The sequence below is a fragment of the Pseudomonas sp. PS01270 genome (assembly GCF_029959775.1).
GTDB lineage: Bacteria > Pseudomonadota > Gammaproteobacteria > Pseudomonadales > Pseudomonadaceae > Aquipseudomonas > Aquipseudomonas atacamensis.
On record NZ_JASCPT010000026.1, the window covers coordinates 23,231 to 44,655 of the forward strand.

The window sequence follows — 21,425 nt, forward strand, 5'->3', positions numbered from 1 at the left end:
ACCGCTTGCCTGAACCGGATCGCCGCATGACCGACAGTTTCGTCACCCAATGCCCGCATTGCCAGACCAGTTTCCGCGTCAACCATGCTCAGTTGAGCGTGGCGCGCGGCGTGGTTCGTTGCGGCTCCTGCCTGCAAGTGTTCAATGCCGCCAAGCAGCTGCTCGAGCAACATTCTGGCAAGGACACGGTGACGCCGCTCGCACCAGCGCTGCCTGAAACGCCCGCGCCTGTCAGCGATTCTGCGGTCGTCGAACAGATCCCCGCGCCGCGCGCCATCAGCCAGAAGCAATGGAGCGCGTCGGAACTGGATCTGGACAGCCTCGATCTGGACGAAGAACTCGCCCGCCTCGAACAGCGTGAAATCCAACCAGCCGCCGAATTCGGCCGTACCCGCGAAGAATCCTTGAGCGCCCGGCGCGACAGCCCGGAACCGGACGAAGGCACATGGCCCGACAGCCTGTTCAGCGAGCCTGCGGATGAGCGCAGCGTAGCGCCGGATGTCGAGCCAGATATCGATGGCATCGAAACCCTCGAACCCGAGCGCACCGAACCTTCGCTGTCGCTGGAGCCGGTGGATCTGGATGACGAGCCGCCGATCCCGCAACTGCGCCTGCACGATCCGATTGACCCGACCGCCCGCCGCGAACGCTTCTCGGCGGGCGACGACAGCGATGACGACGATCTGCCGTTGATCACTTCGCCGCGCAAAAAACGCGAACGGGCCGAGCCCGGCGTGCGCGCCGAGGTCCTGCAGGATCTGACCGACGACCCGCTGCAACTGGACTGGCAGCAACGCCGTTCGCCTTGGGGCCGGCGCCTGCTGTGGCTGGTGCTGGTGCTCCTGGCCGCCGGCGGCCTTGCCGCCCAGTACATCGCCTATCACTTTGAGGAGCTGGCGCGGCAGGATCAATATCGACCGTGGTTCCAGCAGATCTGCCCGCAGATCGGCTGCACCGTGCCGTCGAAAGTCGATATCGGCAAAATCAAGAGCAGCAACCTGGTGGTGCGCAGCCATCCCGAGTTCAGCGGGGCACTGGTGGTCGATGCGATCATTTACAACCGGGCGACGTTTTCCCAACCGTTCCCCTTGCTCGAACTGCGTTTTGCCGACCTCAACGGTCATCTGATCGCCAGTCGTCGCTTCAAGCCCGGCGAGTATCTGAGCGGCGATCTCGAAGGCCTCGCGGAAATGCCGCCGCAGACGCCGATCCACATCGCCCTGGATATTCTCGATCCGGGGCCGAAAGCGGTGAATTACAGCCTGAACTTCCACTCACCGGAATGAACCGCTTCAGCGTTTCCCGATTGACGGCATTTTTCTGACTGATCGCAGCCGACCAAACCGTTGGCGATAACAGAATAACTGTTCAGATTTTGTTCAATTCAGCCTTTAACCAGTCATCGAGAGCGGGTATCATGCCCACCCTTTTTCGAACTCTCATGATCCGGCCCCACTTCAGGGAAGTCCTATGTCGGCGGTACGCATCGGCCCATATACATTGCAGAACGGTTTGATTCTCGCCCCGATGGCGGGCGTCACCGACCAGCCCTTTCGTCAGCTGTGCAAGCGTCTGGGCGCAGGGCTTGTAGTCTCGGAAATGGTCACCAGCGACATGAGCCTGTGGAATACCCGCAAGTCGCGCATGCGCATGATCCACGAAGGCGATCCCGAGCCGCGCTCGGTGCAGATTGCCGGTGGCGACGCGCAGATGCTGGCCGATGCGGCACGGGCCAACGTCGAGCTGGGCGCACAGATTATCGATATCAACATGGGTTGCCCGGCCAAGAAGGTCTGCAACAAGGCCGCCGGCTCCGCGTTGCTGAAAGACGAAGCACTGGTGACCGAGATCCTGCAGGCCGTAGTGGCCGCGGTTGATGTGCCGGTCACCCTGAAGATCCGCACGGGCTGGGATCGCGAGAACAAGAACGGTCTGAACGTGGCGAAGATCGCCGAACAGGCCGGGATCACAGCGCTGGCCGTACATGGCCGTACGCGCGCCGATCTGTACACGGGGGAAGCCGAGTACGACACGATTGCCGCGATCAAGCAGGCGGTGTCGATCCCGGTGTTTGCCAATGGCGATATCGATTCGCCGGAAAAGGCCCGATACGTGCTTGATGCGACCGGTGCCGATGGCCTGCTGATAGGCCGTGCCGCTCAAGGGCGGCCATGGATTTTTCGCGAGATCGATCACTTCCTGCGCACCGGCGAGAAATTGCCCGCGCCGGAACTGAGCGAAGTGGAACGCATCCTGCTGGAGCATCTGGCTGCCCTTCACGCCTTCTATGGCGACGTGATGGGCGTGCGCATTGCCCGCAAGCATGTGGGCTGGTATCTCGCAACCTTGCCGGGCGCCAGGGAGTTTCGCGCCCGTTTCAATCGTTTGGATGGTACGGAAACACAATGCGCCGACGTTCGGGAGTTCTTCGCCGAGCGTTACAAGAGCCTGACAGGGGACGAAGAAGGGGTGGCCGCATGACGATGATGACCGAGACTTTAGTGAGTGGAACAACACCCGTGAGCGACAACGTGAATTTGAAACAGCACCTCAACACGCCGAGCGAAGAAGGTCAGACCCTTCGCGGGAGTGTCGAGAAGGCGCTGCACAATTATTTCGCCCACCTTGAGGGCGCGTCCGTCACGGATGTGTACAACCTGGTGCTGTCCGAAGTCGAGGCGCCCCTGCTCGAAAGCGTGATGAACTACGTCAAGGGCAACCAGACCAAGGCCAGTGAGCTGCTGGGACTGAACCGCGGCACGCTGCGCAAGAAACTCAAGCAGTACGATCTGCTGTAAGCATTCAATCAAACCAGAAAGGCGCCCGCGTAAAAAACGGTCGCCTTTTTTGCTGACTTCCTTTGCTTTTGATGGAAATTGAGATGACCGACCAGACTACCCGCCTGCCGATCCGCCGCGCCTTGATCAGCGTTTCCGACAAGACCGGGATCCTCGAATTCGCCAAGGAGCTCGAAGCTCTGGGCGTCGAGATCCTCTCCACCGGCGGAACGTTCAAGCTGCTGCGTGACAACGGCGTTGCCGCAGTGGAAGTCGCGGATTACACCGGTTTCGCCGAGATGATGGACGGTCGGGTGAAAACCCTGCACCCGAAAATCCACGGCGGCATCCTCGGTCGTCGCGGTACTGACGACGCGATCATGAACGAGCACGGCATCAAGCCGATCGATCTGGTAGCGGTCAACCTGTACCCGTTCGAAGCGACCATCAACAAGCCAGGCTGCGACCTGCCGACCGCCATCGAGAACATCGACATCGGCGGGCCAACCATGGTCCGTTCGGCAGCGAAAAACCACAAAGACGTGGCCATCGTGGTGAATGCCAGCGATTACGCCAGCGTCCTGGAAAACCTCAAGGCCGGCGGCCTGACCTACGCTCAGCGTTTCGACCTGATGCTCAAGGCCTTCGAACACACCGCCGCCTATGACGGCATGATCGCCAACTACATGGGCACCGTGAACCAGGCCGCTGAAACCTTGAGCACTGAAGGTCGCAGCGAATTCCCGCGCACCTTCAACAGCCAGTTCATCAAGGCTCAGGAAATGCGCTACGGCGAAAACCCGCACCAGAGCGCGGCGTTCTACGTGGAAGCCAAGCCTGCCGAAGTCGGCATCGCCACCGCGACCCAACTGCAAGGCAAAGAACTGTCGTACAACAACGTCGCCGACACCGACGCTGCGCTGGAATGCGTGAAGAGTTTCGTCAAGCCAGCCTGCGTGATCGTCAAGCACGCCAACCCGTGCGGCGTGGCGGTCAGCCCGGACGCTGAAGGCGGCATCCGTCAGGCTTACGAACTGGCCTACGCCACCGACACCGAGTCGGCGTTCGGCGGCATCATCGCCTTCAACCGTGAACTGGATGCCGAGACCGCCAAAGCGATCGTCGAGCGCCAGTTCGTTGAAGTGATCATCGCCCCATCGGTCAGCGAAGAAGCCCGTGCCATTGTTGCCGCGAAAGCCAACGTACGCCTGCTGGCCTGCGGCGAGTGGTCGGCTGAGCGCGCCGCTGCCTGGGATTACAAGCGCGTCAACGGTGGCCTGCTGGTGCAGAGCCGCGATATCGGCATGATCAGCGCCGATGACCTGAAAGTGGTGACCAAACGCGCGCCGACCGAACAGGAAATCCACGACCTGATCTTCGCCTGGAAAGTCGCCAAATACGTCAAATCCAATGCCATTGTCTACGCCAAGAATCGCCAGACCATCGGTGTCGGCGCTGGCCAGATGAGCCGCGTCAACTCGGCCCGCATCGCCGCGATCAAGGCTGAGCACGCCGGTTTGCAGGTGGCCGGTTCGGTCATGGCGTCCGATGCATTCTTCCCGTTCCGCGACGGCCTGGACAATGCGGCCAAGGTCGGCATCACTGCGGTGATCCAGCCGGGTGGTTCGATGCGTGACAACGAAGTGATTGCTGCTGCTGATGAAGCCGGCATCGCAATGGTATTCACCGGCATGCGCCACTTCCGTCACTGATTATTTTGCTTGATCGTACCCACGCTCTGCGTGGGCACGCAGCCCGGGACGCTCCGCGTCCCTCGGACGCGGAGCGTCCGTAGAGGCATTCCCACGCGGAGCGTGGGAACGATCAGCCCCCACAGAATTAGCGTCATCCGAGGTTTTTGAAATGAATGTTTTGATCATTGGCAGCGGTGGCCGTGAACATGCTCTGGCCTGGAAAGTGGCTCAGGATCCGCGTGTGCAGAAGGTTTTCGTTGCACCGGGCAACGCTGGCACCGCTATTGAAGCCAAGTGCGAGAACGTCGCCATCGACGTGCTGGCGCTGGAGCAACTGGCTGACTTCGCCGAGAAAAACGTTTCCCTGACCATCGTCGGCCCGGAAGTGCCGCTGGTGGCTGGCGTGGTCGATCTGTTCCGCTCCCGTGGCCTGGACTGCTTCGGTCCGACCGCCGGTGCTGCGCAACTGGAAGGTTCGAAGGCCTTCACCAAGGACTTCCTCGCCCGCCACAAGATCCCGACCGCCGATTACCAGAACTTCACCGAGATCGAGCCGGCCCTGGCTTATCTGCGTGAGAAAGGCGCGCCGATCGTGATCAAGGCCGATGGCCTGGCTGCCGGCAAAGGCGTGATCGTCGCCATGACCCTGGCCGAAGCCGAAGACGCCGTGCGTGACATGCTCGCCGGCAACTCGTTTGGCGACGCCGGTTCGCGTGTGGTGATCGAAGAGTTCCTCGACGGCGAAGAAGCTTCGTTTATCGTCATGGTCGACGGCAAGAACGTGCTGCCGATGGCCACCAGCCAGGACCACAAACGCGTCGGCGACGGCGACAGCGGCCCGAACACCGGTGGCATGGGTGCCTACTCCCCTGCCCCGGTGGTCACCGCCGACGTACATCAGCGCGTGATGGACCAGGTGATCTGGCCGACCGTGCGCGGCATGGCCGACGAAGGTAACGTCTACACTGGTTTCCTCTATGCCGGTCTGATGATCGACAAGGCCGGCAATCCGAAGGTTATCGAGTTCAACTGCCGCTTCGGCGATCCGGAAACCCAACCGGTGATGCTGCGTCTGCAATCGAGCCTGGTGCTGCTGGTCGAAGCCGCATTGGCGCAAGCGCTGGACAAGATCGAAGCGCAATGGGATCCGCGTCCGAGCGTTGGCATCGTGCTGGCCGCTGGCGGCTACCCGGGCGACTACGCCAAAGGCGCAGCGATCAACGGTCTGGACGCGGCGGCAGGTCTGGAAGGCAAAGTCTTCCACGCCGGCACCGCGTTGAAGGACGGTCAGGTCGTTACTGCCGGTGGTCGTGTACTGTGTGCCACTGCCATGGGCGCCACCGTCGGTGAAGCTCAGCAGCAGGCCTACAAACTTGCCGCTGCCATCGACTGGGAAGGCTGCTTCTACCGCAAGGACATCGGCTACCGCGCCATTGCCCGTGAACGCGGCGAAACCCAGGAGTAAGCGATCCATCAGGCCCGGCGCGGGATGCCATTCCTCGCCGGGCTGTTCGGTCGTCGCGCATCGTTATATTCTGGCATCAACCTACGAAGGGATTTCGCCGTGCGCTGGCTCAGGATTGCCATAAGCTTCACCGTCACGCTGATGACCTTGCTCTGCATGCTCCCGGCCCAGGCCGCGCAAGGCAGTGGCTGGTCGGTATTGCTTGACGACCAGGGCATCCTGCAACTGAGCGACATCCGCTCCGCTCGCTACACCAATCAATTCAGCCCCATCGAGCTTGACCGCCTGACCGCGGCCGAACCCGACGGCGCCCTGTGGCTGCGCTTCAAACTGGCGCCGGGCAAGCACGAACAAGTGCTGCGCATCTTTGCCCCCGACCTGTCCCAACTCAATCTCTACGTGCTCGACGGCGACCGGCTGATCGAGCAACGCAATACCGGCAACGAACGGCCCCAGGCCGAACATCCGTTGCCGAGCAGCGATTTCATGCTGCCGCTGCCCCAGGCTGACAAGCCGCTGGACGTCTACGTACGCATGGTTTCCGGCCATCAGCTGCGCCCGCACATCACCCTGCAAGCGGCAATCGAAGGCGCCGCCGATCAGAAGCAGACGCTGATTTTCGGCCTGCTGTTCGGCTGCCTCGCCATGCTCCTGCTGCACAACCTGGTGCGCTACGCCTACTCGCGCTCGCGCAGCAGTCTGTGGCTGGCGATCTGTGAAGGCCTGCTGGGGCTGAGTCTGTTCCTGTTGCTCAACCTCGCCGGTCCGTGGTTGCCGAACTGGCAAGCCATTCAGACGCCGGGCGCTTATCTGGCACTGCTGCTGACCGCCCCAGCCGGGTTGATGTTCGCCCTGCGCTTCTTTGCGCCACTGGGCCAGCACGCGCTGAACAAACTGCTGTGGGGCGACATTCTGTTGATCGTCACGTGCAGCCTGTTGCTGCTGTTCGTCAACACCTTGCCGCTGAACATCATCACCTACGCACTGGTCGCACTGGCCGGCCTGAGCATGTTGCTGGTGGGCTTCTATCACTGGCAAAAAGGCTATCGCCCGGCGCGTCTGTTCGTCGCCGCCATGGTCGTGTTCAACATCGGCACGCTGGTTATCCTGCCGGCGCTGCTGGGCCTGACACTGGTCACGCCGCAAGGCTTGATCATGACGCTGATGGTGTTCATCTGCATCAGCGGCCTGCTGATGAGCATCGCTCTGGGCGAGCGACAGCGCAGCATCACCGAAAGCCGTTTCAGCATCAGCCGCGACCTGGCGGCAAGCAACGCCGAAATCAACGCCAAAGCCGAATTCCTCGCCAAGATCAGCCACGAAATCCGCACACCGATGAACGGCGTACTGGGCATGACCGAGCTGCTGCTGGGCACGCCGCTGTCGGTCAAGCAACGCGATTACGTGCAGACCATCCACAGCGCCGGCAACGAACTGCTGACGCTGATCAATGAGATCCTCGACATCTCCAAGCTCGAATCCGGGCAGATCGAACTCGATGACGTGCAGTTCGACCTCAACGCCCTGATCGATGATTGCCTGAGCATCTACCGGGCCAAGGCCGAGCAACAGAACGTCGAGCTGATCAGCTTCATCCAGCCGCAAGTGCCACGGGTGATCAGCGGCGATCCGACGCGCCTGCGCCAGACCTTGCTGAGCCTGCTGGAAAACGCCCTGAAGAAAACCGAAGAAGGCGAGGTGCTGATCGTCGTTGCACTGGACGAGCGCAGCAGCAAACCGCGCCTGCGCATTGCCGTGCAGGACAGCGGCGTGCCGATGGAGCCGGAAGAACGCGAAGCGCTGCTGCACGCCGAACTGCACAGCAAGCACTTCCTCTCGGCCAATCGCCTGGGCGGCAATCTCGGCCTGGTGATTGCGCGCCAACTGATCCGTCTGATGCAAGGCGAGTTCGGCATCAAGAGCGGCGCCACTCAGGGCAGCACTTTGTGGCTGACCTTGCCGCTGGACCCGGATCGCCTCGAACATCCGACGTCCGATCTGGACAGCCCGCTGCAGGGCGCACGGGTGCTGGTAGTCGACGATAACGACACCTGCCGCAAAGTGCTGGTACAGCAATGCAGCGCCTGGGGCCTGAATGTCAGCGCCGTGCCGTCGGGCAAGGAAGCGCTGGCGCTGCTGCGCACCAAGGCGCACCTGCGCGATTACTTCGACGTGGTCCTGCTCGACCAGAACATGCCCGGCATGACCGGCATGCAACTGGCAGCGAAGATCAAGGAAGACCCGAGCCTGAACCACGACATTCTGCTGATCATGCTCACCGGCATCAGCAACGCGCCGAGCAAGATCATTGCGCGCAATTCGGGGATCAAACGGATTCTGGCCAAACCGGTGGCCGGTTATACGCTCAAGACCACGCTGGCGGACGAACTCAATCAGCGCAACAAGGGCCAGGTGGTGTTCCAGCCGCTAGTCGTTACGGCGGCCACTGCTGCGAAAGTGCCGAGCGACTTCCGCATCCTCGTCGCCGAAGACAACACCATTTCCACCAAAGTGATCCGTGGCATGCTCGGCAAGCTCAATCTGCAACCGGACACCGCGAGCAATGGCGAAGAAGCGCTGCAAGCGATGAAGGCCCAGCGTTACGACCTGGTGCTGATGGACTGCGAAATGCCGATCCTCGATGGCTTCTCAGCCACTCAGCAACTGCGCGCCTGGGAAGTCAGCAATCAGCGCATCCGCACACCGATCGTCGCCCTCACCGCGCACATTCTCGCCGAACATAAAGAACGCGCCCGCCAGGCCGGCATGGACGGGCACATGTCCAAACCGGTCGAGCTGTCGCAACTGCGTGAACTGATCGAGCATTGGGTCGCCGAACGCGATCAGCAGAACCGGGCCACGACCCAGCCGTCGTAAACCGACAGATTGTCCGGTGCCTGATAGACTCCCCCCGACTCCATCGCCAGTGAGCTTGCATCATGCTCCATGTGTTGTTCAGCGTTTATCTGAAGATGCTGGTGCTCTACAGCCCGTTCTTCGTGTTGTCCTGCTTTATCAGCCTGACCCGTGGCTATTCGCGCAAGGAACAGCGGCGTCTGGCGTGGAAGGTCGCCCTCGCCACACTGATTTCCAGTGTTCTGCTGTATTTGTTCGGGCGGGTGATTTTCGATGTCTTCGGCATCACCGTGGACGCCTTCCGCATCGGTGCCGGCAGCGTGTTGTTCATATCCGCGCTGGGCATGGCTCAGGGCAAACCGGCGGTGCAGGCCGATAACGTGCAGCAGGATGTAACCATCGTGCCGCTGACCATTCCGCTGACGGTCGGCCCCGGCACCATCGGCGCCTTGCTGGTGATGGGCGTCAGTCAGCCGCACTGGGACGACAAGCTCACCGCAATCATGAGTATTGCGCTCGCCAGTTTCACTGTCGGTGTGGTGCTGTACCTGTCCAATCGCATCGAGCGGATTCTCGGCGATCAGGGCTTGCAGATTGTCAGCCGCTTGATGGGATTGTTTGTTTGCGCGCTGGCAGCGCAAATCATCTTTACCGGTGTGAAGGGTTACCTGGTGCCTTGAGCATTGCCGCAGTGGCCGCCACAACAAAACGCCGCGTACGGTCACCGTTCGCGGCGTTTTGCTGTGCGGAGCGACCTCAGCGCTGCGCTGCGATCACCGCTGTCAGGCTGACCGTTGCTTCTGCGCCGCGCAAAGTGGCAAACGCTTGCAGCCCTTGAGCCAGCGTGAACGTGTGTGGCCGCCCGGCAATGGGCAGCATCAGTAGCAGTGGGCGTTGTCCGTCGAAATTACGCAAGATCAGACTGTGCCCAGAGTCCGGATCGGTCAGTACCACATCGTCATCGACCCGTGACATCCACCAATGCCCGCATTCGTCCAGATCCAGATCCAGCAGGCAAGGTTCTGCCGTTTCAGCATCTGTAGCCTGTCGTCCATCGAGCACGATGCAGTCCAGGCGCTGGAAGGACGCTTGCGACAGCCGATAACCCGAGGTCTGCGCACCGTAAGCCAGCAGCAGCCTGGCGACGCCTTCGGGCAGCAATGGCTCGATCTCTGTCATGTCATCACCCACCTCAAGCGCCAGGACTTCGGCGTCGCGATGGGCATAACTGCCGGGCAGCCAGACGCCGTCGTTCGGGCCGGCGCTGAAAATCAACTGGTCGACCGGGTCGAACAGCATCGGCTGCTTCGACCCGCGCGTACCGAGGAATGCCGACCACTGTCCGTCACTGCGCCCGGACAGATCAAACAGCCGGTCAAGTTGCGGCAGGTAATACAGATAGCGTCCGGTTGCACTTGCCACTTGTACGACAGGCGCGTGGGCATGCCCGTGCAACAATGCTCGCAGGCGCGCACGTAACTGTTCATCACTCTGACCCGGCACATGAGACCAGCGATTTTCCAGGCCAACGATCACTGCCGGCTGGTTATCCAGCAATTGCAGATGCACCCCGTCGAGGGTCTGCGCGACCAGCCCTTCACCCTGGCGCCGCACCTGAGCAAAAGTCCATGACGTCCAGACCTTTTCAGGCCTGCCGAGCGCCTGCGGTTTCAGCAAACGATGGTCAGCGGCAAACACTCCCCGCAGTGCTTCGATCGCCACCAGCGGCTGGCGATAAAGTTGTCCGGTGCTGATTTCAAGCAACCAGACCGCGCTGTTATCCGGGGTCAGACCGAGCAGCGCCAGCTCCTTGCCCTGACCGATACCGGCCACAGCGATTCTGCCATCGACACACCATGCCGCCAGGAACGCCTGACCTGCCACATCACGTAAACCGAAGATCGGCAACGGCAGCAACGGCGCTTTCGTGGCCAGCGCGGGCAATGCGCTCAACCAATCGGGATGTCGCTGCAGCCAACGCGGCCCGACACCGGCGAAGCGGAGAACCGACGGCTTAACGGCCTGATCGAGCCACGCCTCATCGCTTCTGTGGGCAAGGGAAGGTACCCCGTACTGAAACACAATCGCGTCGTCGATCGCTGCCGCTGCCGGCACGTCGACGATATCGATTTCGAACAGTCGGCCGTCCGCCTTGGTCGCGATGAAACGCTGATTGGTCTGAGTGACCTCCACCACATCGTGTTCGATCACCACATTCTGCCAATGCCCGACCCGGGGTTCGATGCCGCGACTGATCGTCCGCTCCTGCGGGCTATAGAACAGCACTGCGTTGTTTTCAGGATTGGACGGCGTCAGCATCAACAAGTCCTCGGGCCAGGACCGGTCCTGCCCGGCCTGAATGCACTTGCCCGTCGCCTTGTTCAGCCAGGCCCGGTCGCGCAGCTGCAACCCGGCATAGCCTTCCACGACAATGAACGAAGCATAAGACCAGCCGCTGCTGCTGGCGGCCGTGTCTGGCGATTCGCGCCTGAACGGGGCATCGATTTGTCGAAGCGCTTCGCGCGGTTCGAACCGATAATCCTCTGCCGCGAAAGTGATCTTGCAAGCCGTCAGCTCCACATCCCGACCGGTGATCCGATACTCGATGGTGGTGGTGCCATGCGACGCTTCTGCCGTCAGCTTCTGCACAATCCGCAGCGCACCATCGGCTTGTTGTTGGCAGCCAATGATCGTCGATCCCATACGCGGATTTTTCAGTCGGTAGCGATGCTGGACAGTTCCGGTCAGCACATCGACCCGCCACAGCAATGGATGATCGGGATGATAAAACCACGCATGGCCCGCGCTGACGCCTGCCAGAACCACGCCCTCGTTGACTTCCTGCGGCAGATTACGTGCGAACAGCACCCGATCCCGCGCAGTGTCGTAATAGCCGGTGGTCACCACTGGCTGGCCGGGCGAATTGAACGGCACTCTGAAGTTACGTAACGGCAAATACGCTGCGGTCAGTTGCCCGCTTGTGACCTGAGCGCGCAGATAGCGCAGAACCGGCGCCGGAATGCCGCTGGCTGCCATGTTGGCGCTGCGCTGCTGATCCGCAGCTTCGTTTTCGTAGTCGAGAACAATACCGATCAGATGCAGGCTGCGGCCCGTCCAGTCGATCCGGAACAGTCCCTCGGCCAGCTCGATGACGCCGTCAAAACGATTCAACACCAGGCCATCGACCAGCATGTCAGGTGCGCTGTCGATGCTGTCCCGTGGCTTTTCCCGAAAGCTGACCTGTTCCACCCGGGCCCAGGACGCTTGCACCGTCCATGTCACCCGTTCCCAGCCCTGCGCTTGTTCGAAATCCACCGCCAGCAGGCCTGGCACCAACCGAATCCGGTACTGCCCCTGCGGCGCGGTGATCCGGTAGGCAATCTTCTCGCGCCACTCTGGTGGCAGGTCCGGAACCACCAGTTGGCTGACCTCAGCGCTCAACTGCACCTTGATCGTCGTGGCCATGAAGACCGGATGCAGCTTGTAGAGTATGTGCGGCGCAAACGGCGTACTGAACAGGTAGAACACCCAGTTACCGAGCGCGTCATATTCCAGCTGATGTGCCAGGCGGTCATGCAACCGCGGATAGCGGGTCGTGGAAAAAGGCACGGCCCCGGCGCTGCCGAGCTGATATTCGTAGCCGTAGTAACAGACGGGTGAACAGGGCAGCACCAGCGCCTCGGGCAACGTCCCCCAGACGCTGCCGACAGCAGGCCGTTGAAAGGCTCTGGGGATGTTGATCGCGGCATGTCGCCTGGCTGGATCATCGTCGTACTGCGGCAGCTCCAGCGCACTGCCCTTGCAGGGGTAAAACTTCTGCCCCTCGAACGCCACCCTCCTGCTGTGCAGATCCACCTCGGTGATCACTGCCAGTGACGGGAACTGCAAGACCGCACCAACGCTTTCGTAAGACTGCTGATAAGCGTCGTGAATCTGCGAGAGGTGCTCGCCGATGGCCGCAGCCTTGTCCATGATCTGCCCGAGATTGCTGGCAATGGCGGTCACCCCGATCCCCACGCCCAGTAGCGGCACGGCCAGCGCTGCGGCGAACGCGGCCACCGTTCCGCCCGCCGCCAGGGCGACAAGATCCAGACCCAGCGCCGCCGTGTTGAACGCCAGGGACGTGGAGAACCGCGCTCGCTGCTCATGATTCTCTGCCTGCGTCAGGTTGTAGATGTCGAAGCCGATATTGGCCACGGAAAATGCCACACCAACCCCCGTGGCGGCCTGTCCTGCCAGGCGTGCGGCGAATGAGCCCTGCTGCAACGCCCGCTCGGCCGCTGCTACCTGACGCACCAGCTGGACGATCTGCACAGCATCGCTGGCGACACCAAAGCCCAGCTGTGCATAACTGACGTACACCTGGATCTGCAGAGCAACGGTCAACGCCGGCACGGTATCGCCAGCGCGGTAATCGCGCTGGCGCATTTCACTGATCAGCGTCTGGATCGCAAAGGCAAAACTCAGCCGGCTGCCACCGTCGTGGTCAGCCGTCTGCCCGGGCCTGGCCGCACCACCCTGCACGAGTCGTTCGACGTATTGCCTGAGTTTCTGAAAGCGCGAATCGCGGGTGATCACCGTCAGGGTGTTTTGCGCATTGCGCGGATCGATCAGGGTAATGCTGTGGCCGCCGTCGGCGTTGTTGCCGAGGGTATCGAGCAACGGCACGTAATCACGCGCCACCTTGTGCTCATGGCGCAAGCGCTCGGTCGCCTGCTCGAACTCGCTGGCCCAGTAGCGTGCGTCCAGTTGCGCGAGACTGGCGCCCAGTCGAGCGTTTTCCCCAAGAGACCGGGTACGGGCCAGCGCTTGCTTGTGCCAGATCGACGCTCCCTGCGGATCGGCCAGTGCAACGTTGTGCAGAAAACTGTCCACGCGCAGATCCGATGACAGCCTGCGTTCGGCGATCGCCGCAGTGTCCAGCTCAGTTACGGTGAACTGCGCCGTGGCCATGTCACCCAGGCCATAAAGCTTCGCCAGTGCGTTGTCGTCCGCGCTCAGATAACGCTCTACGCCACGCTGCAACTGCGCGCCATCGGCAAATCCGTAGAGAGCAAAGTTGGGGTCGTAGAAGCGATAGGCCGCTTCCTCACCGGTTCGCACTTTGGCCAGCAGCAGGGCGTGGTCGCCAGTGTCGAGCAGCAGCACCGCAGGCGTCGCACTGGCGTCAAGCGCAGCCATGATGCTGTCCATGCGCTGCACGCCGCGAGCGCTGCCGACCTCGCCGGTGGGCAAGGCGCGCAGTTCGTCCAGCGCACTGCGCAACGCCCGCGAGCCAAGTTCGTCGGGACTCGCGCCGGCGTTGGCGACATGCCCGACCAACGCCCGTTCCGCCGGCTCGCCAGCGGCAACGGCGGCGCCCATCAGCAGCACCAGCGGATAACAGCGGCGCCCCGGGTCGCCTGCGTTGTGCTGCAACAGATCCTGCGGCAACTGCTTGACCGACACCGCGCCGGCCTTGAAAAAGACGTCACGCACCTGGCCGCTGCGCTGCAAGATCTGCGTGCGAAACTCCTGCCGGGCGCTGCGCTTGATCTGGCCGATACGCTCGCCCCACTGGCGCAGCGTCAGCGGCTCGGACATGGCTTGCACCTTGAGCTCGCGAGTCGTCGATGTGGCCGTCGGCAGGTCGCGTTCCAGCCCGTTCTCGAACGCCGCCGAGCGGCGCTGGCGCACGGCTTTTTCAATCGCATCGTAGCGCGCGAAAGTGCCGTCGCGGTCGGTGGCGATGGCCAGGTCGCGCACCTGTTGCCAGGTATCGGCAAAGCCGCCATCGTCCACGCTCGTCGCGCCGAAAATGCCGCCGAGCACGACTCGCATCGCGGGGCTCAGTTGTTCCAGCGGCAGCGTACCGTGGGCGATGCGGCTGAACAGTTCGTTGAGATGGCTGACGGAATCCGCGCCACGGGAACTCGGCACCACGACAGGCCCTTGCGCCAGCACCTGTTGGCGGGTGTCGAAGTCGATGACCACGGCTTGATCGAAGGTAACCTCCCCGCTCAGCTTGTCTCGCATCGCTCGAATGAACGGCTCGCCCAGATCATCCATCAAGCGCTGCAGCACCGCGGTCAACAGCACCTGATTGCCTTCGACAACGGGCCAGCCGCGTTCGAAGGTCAGGCTTCGATCACTGAGCAGGTCGGACAAGCGTCCGGCATAACGGGATTTGAGCTTGCCCTCGGCCCAGCGGGCGTGTTCCATCTCCAGCCAGTCTTTTTCCGTGCCCCTGACGATCCAGCCGGAAATGGTCTCTTCTTCGGTATTGACGTTATAACCCTCGCGCAAACGCTGTTGCGCCAACACCTGACGAGTGAAAAACGGATCGCACTTGGCTTCGACGTACTCATGCAATCCGGCGAGGGCCGCGCCCGGGCCGGTGAGCGTTACCGTACCCCCCGCGTCATTACGAATGCCGTCCTGGTAATAGGTGACAACCGCTTTGAGCAATTGGTAGGCATAAGCTTCATCCCAGTTGGTGAAGTTCGACCTGACCAACATCTCTTCAATGACTGCCGCAGCGACCGTGGTCAGGGTTTCACTGTCGGCCCACCCGGATCCCGAGTTGGCCATGCGCCTTTCCACTTCCGCGAGCACGTCGTAATTAAGCCGAATGACTTGCATGATCGACATCGTCATGCCGCTGCCCGGCTGGGCGATGAAATGTGCATTCATTTCTTCGTCGATCTGCAGCCCCATGCGAAAGCCGTTCTCGCCGGCCTCCACGGTTTGTGGCGGCACGAACAGTTCAAGCACGTCCGCTTTGCTGCGAGCAAAATCCTCGATAAGTTGTTTATGTTGTTGTGGAAGACTGTCGGTTCTGTCGGGGTAATGCTGTGGATCGCGTCCAGGCATTAACTGAGGATTGTGGTTCAACAGAAGTTGCAGAACACCGATTTTCTGCGTCTGGCTGTAATCGCTGATATCGACACCGCCCAACTTGTCGAGCAATGGCGGCAGATAATCCATGTCGGTATAACGCCCGCCTTCACGAAATTCCGCCTGCAAGCGCACCACATCGCTCGCTGCGGCGAAGTTGCCGCGCATCGACACTTCGCGGCGGTAAACGTCCGCCAGCAAGTCATCGGCAAAGGCGTGAGATACATCGCGTAATTGCAGATCCGCGCCAACCATCGCCAGATGGCTGTCGAGGCAGCGCTGACGAAAAGCCTGCAGCGTCGCGCGGTCCTTGCCATAAGCACGCACCATCAGATCGATGCGTGCTTCATCGGTTCGCCCCTTCCACTTCGGCTGGCTGAGGTAGTCGAACATCTGCTGTTTCAACACCCGTGCGCGGTCTTCAATCATCGTCGCCAGTCGCCCGGCATGCTTGAGTGCAGCGCCACCGGACGTCATCGCATCAGCCCTGGCACTGTCGAGAATGACCCGGTTCATCTCGAAAGCCAGCAACGCATCGCTGTCGTACCAAAGGTTGAAGCGGTAACCCTCCGCCGCCATCACCTGGCGCCAGATATTCATGTAATCGCGCTGATTGACACCGACTTCGCTGCCGCCAACCCAAACGAAATGGATTACCTTCGGAACCGGCCGGGTCAGCCCCGACAACATTTCCACGGTCGTCGAAAGCCGTGACAGATAACGTTGCAGCCCTCGCGCAATGTCATCGACAGCCACCGGGACAGGGGTTTTCTTGCGTTTGAGCAGCGCTGCAAGTTGCTCTTGAAACAAGCTCGCCAGGGTCAACAACGACACCGGATCGGTCGTTTGACTGGCTTGCCGGTAACAGTCGTTAAGCGCTTGGTACTGCGCCGAGGCAGAGAACTCCCGCAACGTCCTGGAAAGCACTGAATACTCTTGCGCAGATATGAACGCTCGCCCGAACGAATAATCGTTTTTCAAAGCCATTACACACTCCTTGTTTATCAAATGGCTCATTGACCGCGCACACTTTCGCGCCGCTGCAGAGCGGTAGATTGATTTGAACGACACTCGACAAGTGCTGTGAACACAGCACCCTAGTGGGCGGATACGCGCCACACAAACAACAAGGAATACAAAGCTTGTCCACGGCAATATCTGATAACACCGGAGCAGTACGCTGTAACGGCAGCGAAATAATTAGCGGACCGGCGCGACCGTCAGGCATAAAAAATGGCCCTGCCCTGTGGGACATGACCATTGTTTATTGCTGGTGGAAAACAATTGAAACTTCAATCGGACTTACAACCGCTCAAACTTTCCCGTCGCTGAGAATTGCATGAGCGGAGGGTTTTTCAGGAAAGCGGTTTTTCACCATACCAACGCGGCGTGTACACCCATTCACCGCCCCCCGCACGGGCGAAGGTGCAGGTGGTCGAAGAGCCGATCAACACCATGGTGCGCATGTCCACCTGTTCCGGTGTCAATGCGCCCAGGGTCGTGGTGCGCAGCGTCTGCCCCGGCCGGCCGATGTCCCGACCAAGGACCACCGGTGTTTCAGGCAAGCGGTGCTGCGCAACGATCTCCAGCGCCCGGCCCAATTGCCACGGGCGCGCCCGGGAAATCGGGTTGTAGAACGCCAGGGCCAGATCCGCTTCGGCGGCCAGATCCAGACGCTTTTCGATGATCGACCACGGCTTGAGGTTGTCCGACAGCGACATCACGCAGAAGTCGTGGCCCAGCGGCGCACCGGCCTGAGCCGCAGTGGCCAGCGAGGCGGAAACGCCCGGGAGGATTTCCAGATCAACGCTGTGCCACGCCGGATCGTCCGATTCGTGCAGGGCTTCGAGCACCGCAGCGGCCATGGCGAATACGCCCGGGTCGCCCGAGGAAACCACGATCACCGAGCGGCCTTCGGCGGCGAGCCTGAAGGCATGGCGGGCACGCTGCATTTCTTCACGATTGTCGGTGCAGTGCTGCACCTGATCGTCGCGGAACGGGCCGGCCATGCGCACGTAGGTTTCATAGCCAAGCACATCGGTGGCGCGGGCCAGTTCGGCTTTCACCGCGGGCACCATCAGTTCGGCGGCGCCGGGGCCAAGGCCAATGACCGCGAGGCGACCACGCGGACGGCCGATCTGCGCGACGTCCAGCGGTTGCTCGGCAATCGCGATCGCCAGATGTTCTGCGCTGATCACCTTCGCCGCAGGCACTGCAACCCGGGCCAACGCCTGAAGATCGTTTTGCGCTGCGACGAAGCGCAGCGGCACGCCCAACTCGAGCGCAGCCTCGCGCAGATTCGATGCGGCCATTTCAGCGTCCGCTGCCACCAGACAGGCCAGTGCCGGCAAGGCCACGCTGGCCTGTTGCAACGCAGCGCGAATGGCGTTCGGCAGATCCGCCACGTCAGCGCTCACTGCCACCGCCACACTACGCGGGTAAATCAGCAATTCATCGGCACTGGCCACCCGCTGCGCACTGCTCACATGAATCGACCGCTGCGCCTGCGGATCCTGCGGCAACTGCGCCTGATCCAGCCACGGCGCCGCGCCTTCGATGCGCACGCTGTGCCCGGCGAGCAGATCGGAAACGAAGCGTTTGCCCGATTCCAGATCCGCCAGTGCGTAGCCGCTCGGCGGATTGAGCAGGCAGGTGCCAAAGCGCAATTCGCCGCTGGTGGTGATCGCCGGCGCGACTTGCAGCGCCGCCGCAATCTCCCGGGCCATGACGTTGACCCCGCCGAGGCCACCGAGCAACGGCACCACCGCGCTGCCGTCTTCGGCCACCGCCAGCACGGCGGGTTCGGCGCCTTTCTCCAGCAACAGCGGCGCCAAGGTGCGAATGACAATACCGGCCGCGCACAGGGCAATGATCGGCGTGTCCTGTTGATACAACGCGCGCAGGGTCGCGCCGAATTCCTCATAGCGGCTGTCGGCGCCTTCAACCCGTCCGGCAAGGCCATGGACCTGCGCCGCCGGATAGACCTGCTGAATGCGCCGCGCCGTCGCGAGGCTGCCCTGGCCGAGAATGACGATGGCGGGAGTCGCTTGGCTCATCAACCTTGCCACCGTTCGCCCGGGACGATGATCAGCGAGAAGTACGGCGAGGACATCGGCTCGACCTGATCCATCGGCACGATCTTCTGATTGGCCATGGTCGCGCGCTCGACATACAACGCACGCTCGGCGAGACCGAGTTCTTCCAGCACCTGACGCACCTTGGGAAAGTTGCGCCCCAGTTTCATGATCACCGCCGCATCGGCATCGGCCAGACGCCGCTTCAATTCTTCCTGGGGCAGCACGCCGGAAAGCACCGACAGGCTCTGATTGCGATACACCAGCGGCGCGCCGAGCACCGAAGCGCCGCCGAGCATCGAGCACACGCCGGGCACGACTTCGGCCTCATAACGGCTGGCGAGGCGGTCATGCAGGTACATGTAGGAGCCGTAGAAGAACGGGTCGCCTTCGCAGATCACCGCCACGTCGCGGCCGGCATCCAGATGTTCGGCGACCGCCACAGCGGCTTCGTCGTAGAAATCGCTGATGACCTGTTCATACGACAGCGGCGCCGGCAACGCTTCGGTGGTCACCGGATAGACCAGCGGCAGCAGATTCTGCGCCTCGACCAGATGCGCCTCGATGATGCCAAACGCATTGCCCTTCTTGCCCTTGGCCACGAAATACGCGACCACTGGCGATTCGCGCAGCAGGCGCAAGGCTTTGACAGTGATCAGTTCCGGATCACCGGGGCCGACACCGAGGCCGATCAGACGTCCTTTGGCCTGCATCATTCGATCTCCGTGGCGAGGGCGTTGACGGCGGCGGCGGCCATGGCGCTGCCGCCCAAGCGGCCTTGCATGATCACGAACGGCACGCCGCGACTGTCGGCGGCCAGTGCGGCTTTCGATTCGGCGGCGCCGACGAAGCCGACCGGGAAGCCGAGGATCAGTGCCGGTTTTGGCGCGCCGGCATCGAGCATTTCCAGCAAGTAGAACAGCGCGGTCGGTGCGTTGCCGATCACCACCACACTGCCTTCGAGGTGCGGGCGCCACAACTCCAGCGCGGCAGCCGAGCGGGTGTTGCCCAGCTCACGAGCAAGCTCCGGCACGCTTTCGTCGCGCAAAGTGCAGATCACTTGGTTATTGGCCGGCAGGCGCGCGCGGGTCACGCCTTCGGAGACCATCCGCGCGTCGCAGAGAATCGGCGCACCGGCCGCCAGTGCATCGCGCCCGGCCTTGCCCGCACCCTCGGAAAATTGCAGACCGTCGACGGCCTCGACCATGCCGCAGGCGTGGATCACCCGCACCGCAAGTTTTTCCAGATCGGCGGGAATGCGCGCCAGATTGGCCTCGCGGCGAATGATCGCGAAGGAGTTGCGATAGATCTCCTGACCGTCGCGGATGTAATCAAGCATCAAGGGGGCTCCGGGAGCGGGCGTCGAGCAGGGTCGCGGCCGCTTCAATAGTAAGGTTGCAGGCGTGCAGCGTGCCGAATCCGGGCTGTGCTGCATCGCGAAAATAGAGGTCGTAATGACCGGGTGCGACGGCCAGCAGCGTGGCTGGCGCGCAATGGGCGGCGGCGCAGGAGCGCGAGCAGCCCGACAGGTGCACGCTGAGGCCTGCGGGCAGCAAAGGTGCCAGTTGCCGGGCATCCTGCTTGGTGTCGGCCAAGCCTTTGCCGCAGCCGTCGGCGCCGGTGCAGGCGATCAGGCGAGCCAGTGGTTCGGCCTCGCTCGTCAACAGACCAAACGCCCGCAACTGCTCAAGCACGTTGTCGGTATCCGTCGCTTGCACGTTCGGCAACAGCAGGCTCTGCCACGGCGTGAAGCGCAGACTGCCATCGCCAGACTGTCGGGCCAGTTGCGCCGCGCCACGCAGCATCGCCGGATCAAGTCGGCCCAGTGGCGGCACCGCGCCGACGTAGCAGAGACCCTGGATGTTTTGCTGATGAGCGCCGATGTGCAGCGCGTCTGCCGACGTCGGGCGCTGCCAATTGCTGATTGCCTTGAGCGATACGCGCTCGCGCAACGATTCAAGAAAAGCGAGCCTGGGCAACTCGTCGAGCAGATGGCGCATCCGTGTTTGCTCTGGCCGGGCCAGGTCGAGGAACAGTTCCAGCACGGCGACCACCAGCGCGTGAGCGTCGTCCTGGGTCACAGCGCCGAGAGGGCGATCGGTCGGGCAACCGGCCAGACCGAATGCCCAGAGGATTTCGCCGTCACGCTCGAATGCTGACAACCACAGATCATGCGGATGCTCGAGCATCGCCAGCGCTTCGCCGCCATCGAGCTGCACGGCGAACTTGGCGCTCAACTCATGGAAGCGCGGATGACTTTGCAAGGTGTCGAGGATTTGCCCTGCGAGCGGGCGCGTGTCGACCAGCATCTGCCGATCGATGCCGGCGGTCGGGCTGAGCATCAGATTGCGCACATCGTCGCCGGCGGCGTGCTTCGGCCCAAGGCCAGCGGCCAGCAAGCGCGCGATCAGCGCCGCCGATTGCGCACCGATGCCACGAATCTGCAGGTTGCCGCGATTGGTCGCTTCGATCGCACCGCTCGCAAACGCTTCGGCGGCAGCGGCCACCGCATCGGCCTGATCGGCACTGATCGAGCCGCCATCAAGCTTGATCCGACAGATACCGCCGTCCAGTGCCTGGACGATACGCAGCAACCCCGGGCAGGCCGAGGGGCGTAAAGCGGTGGACATCGGGCGTTCGTTCAAGGGGCTGACCGGTTGCGTGGCAGAGGCGCTTCGCGGGC

The 21,425-nt window shown here is 62.1% G+C and carries 12 protein-coding genes; 7 read left to right on the top strand and 5 right to left on the bottom strand.

What is annotated here, in order from left to right; translation table 11 throughout:
* The first annotated feature begins 26 nt into the window (after positions 1 to 26).
* The 7 genes from QMX86_RS10625 to QMX86_RS10655 all read left to right on the top strand — a co-directional run bounded on the left by QMX86_RS10625 (position 27) and on the right by QMX86_RS10655 (position 9,472).
* Positions 27 to 1,286 carry a DUF3426 domain-containing protein gene (locus QMX86_RS10625; RefSeq protein ID WP_282383704.1) on the top strand — a complete coding sequence of 420 codons (1,260 nt, stop codon included), beginning with the start codon at positions 27 to 29 and terminating at the stop codon, positions 1,284 to 1,286.
* 184 nt (positions 1,287 to 1,470) lie between these two features.
* Positions 1,471 to 2,481 carry a tRNA dihydrouridine synthase DusB gene (gene dusB, locus QMX86_RS10630; RefSeq protein ID WP_016771866.1) on the top strand — a complete coding sequence of 337 codons (1,011 nt, stop codon included), beginning with the start codon at positions 1,471 to 1,473 and terminating at the stop codon, positions 2,479 to 2,481.
* Positions 2,478 to 2,798: a DNA-binding transcriptional regulator Fis gene (gene fis, locus QMX86_RS10635; protein ID WP_002555375.1), complete on the top strand. Its 321-nt coding sequence runs from the start codon at positions 2,478 to 2,480 to the stop codon at positions 2,796 to 2,798. The genes dusB and fis overlap by 4 nt, the downstream gene beginning before the upstream one ends.
* Before the next feature lie 83 nt (positions 2,799 to 2,881).
* Positions 2,882 to 4,489, top strand: a complete 1,608-nt coding sequence (purH, locus tag QMX86_RS10640) for a bifunctional phosphoribosylaminoimidazolecarboxamide formyltransferase/IMP cyclohydrolase (protein ID WP_122699750.1) — start codon at positions 2,882 to 2,884, stop codon at positions 4,487 to 4,489.
* Between the two features lie 151 nt (positions 4,490 to 4,640).
* Positions 4,641 to 5,936 carry a phosphoribosylamine--glycine ligase gene (gene purD, locus QMX86_RS10645; protein WP_024011419.1) on the top strand — a complete coding sequence of 432 codons (1,296 nt, stop codon included), beginning with the start codon at positions 4,641 to 4,643 and terminating at the stop codon, positions 5,934 to 5,936.
* A 99-nt stretch (positions 5,937 to 6,035) separates the two neighbouring features.
* The gene (locus QMX86_RS10650) at positions 6,036 to 8,813 is read left to right on the top strand and encodes a hybrid sensor histidine kinase/response regulator (protein ID WP_282383709.1); all 2,778 of its coding nucleotides are present in this window, start codon (positions 6,036 to 6,038) and stop codon (positions 8,811 to 8,813) included.
* Between the two features lie 62 nt (positions 8,814 to 8,875).
* A complete protein-coding gene (locus tag QMX86_RS10655) occupies positions 8,876 to 9,472 on the top strand; it encodes a MarC family protein (protein WP_016771870.1) in 597 nt (198 codons plus the stop codon).
* A 76-nt stretch (positions 9,473 to 9,548) separates the two neighbouring features.
* Here QMX86_RS10655 and QMX86_RS10660 read toward each other — a convergent pair whose 3' ends face one another.
* The 5 genes from QMX86_RS10660 to cobG form a co-directional block, all read right to left on the bottom strand.
* Positions 9,549 to 16,655: a TcdA/TcdB pore-forming domain-containing protein gene (locus QMX86_RS10660; protein WP_282383712.1), complete on the bottom strand. Its 7,107-nt coding sequence runs from the start codon at positions 16,653 to 16,655 to the stop codon at positions 9,549 to 9,551.
* A 368-nt stretch (positions 16,656 to 17,023) separates the two neighbouring features.
* Positions 17,024 to 18,724 carry a precorrin-3B C(17)-methyltransferase gene (gene cobJ / locus QMX86_RS10665; RefSeq protein ID WP_263215871.1) on the bottom strand — a complete coding sequence of 567 codons (1,701 nt, stop codon included), beginning with the start codon at positions 18,722 to 18,724 and terminating at the stop codon, positions 17,024 to 17,026.
* Complete coding sequence (locus QMX86_RS10670; protein ID WP_122693333.1) at positions 18,724 to 19,455, bottom strand: precorrin-2 C(20)-methyltransferase; 732 nt, start codon at positions 19,453 to 19,455, stop codon at positions 18,724 to 18,726. The genes cobJ and QMX86_RS10670 overlap by 1 nt, the downstream gene beginning before the upstream one ends.
* Positions 19,455 to 20,081, bottom strand: a complete 627-nt coding sequence (locus tag QMX86_RS10675) for a precorrin-8X methylmutase (RefSeq protein WP_122508626.1) — start codon at positions 20,079 to 20,081, stop codon at positions 19,455 to 19,457. Before QMX86_RS10675 ends, QMX86_RS10670 begins: the two co-directional genes overlap by 1 nt.
* On the bottom strand, positions 20,074 to 21,372 hold the full coding sequence (gene cobG, locus QMX86_RS10680; protein ID WP_282383716.1) for a precorrin-3B synthase: 1,299 nt from the start codon (positions 21,370 to 21,372) through the stop codon (positions 20,074 to 20,076). Before cobG ends, QMX86_RS10675 begins: the two co-directional genes overlap by 8 nt.
* Positions 21,373 to 21,425 lie beyond the last annotated feature (53 nt).

Excerpts from the sequence above, each read along its gene's own strand:
- purD (WP_024011419.1), top strand. The coding sequence starts at position 4,641 with ATGAATGTTTTGATCATTGGCAGCGGTGGCCGTGAACATGCTCTGGCC.
- dusB (WP_016771866.1), top strand. The coding sequence starts at position 1,471 with ATGTCGGCGGTACGCATCGGCCCATATACATTGCAGAACGGTTTGATT.
- QMX86_RS10660 (WP_282383712.1), bottom strand. The coding sequence starts at position 16,655 with ATGGCTTTGAAAAACGATTATTCGTTCGGGCGAGCGTTCATATCTGCG.
- QMX86_RS10625 (WP_282383704.1), top strand. The coding sequence starts at position 27 with ATGACCGACAGTTTCGTCACCCAATGCCCGCATTGCCAGACCAGTTTC.
- purH (WP_122699750.1), top strand. The coding sequence starts at position 2,882 with ATGACCGACCAGACTACCCGCCTGCCGATCCGCCGCGCCTTGATCAGC.
- cobJ (WP_263215871.1), bottom strand. The coding sequence starts at position 18,724 with ATGAGCCAAGCGACTCCCGCCATCGTCATTCTCGGCCAGGGCAGCCTC.
- QMX86_RS10670 (WP_122693333.1), bottom strand. The coding sequence starts at position 19,455 with ATGCAGGCCAAAGGACGTCTGATCGGCCTCGGTGTCGGCCCCGGTGAT.
- QMX86_RS10655 (WP_016771870.1), top strand. The coding sequence starts at position 8,876 with ATGCTCCATGTGTTGTTCAGCGTTTATCTGAAGATGCTGGTGCTCTAC.
- fis (WP_002555375.1), top strand. The coding sequence starts at position 2,478 with ATGACGATGATGACCGAGACTTTAGTGAGTGGAACAACACCCGTGAGC.
- QMX86_RS10675 (WP_122508626.1), bottom strand. The coding sequence starts at position 20,081 with ATGCTTGATTACATCCGCGACGGTCAGGAGATCTATCGCAACTCCTTC.
- cobG (WP_282383716.1), bottom strand. The coding sequence starts at position 21,372 with ATGTCCACCGCTTTACGCCCCTCGGCCTGCCCGGGGTTGCTGCGTATC.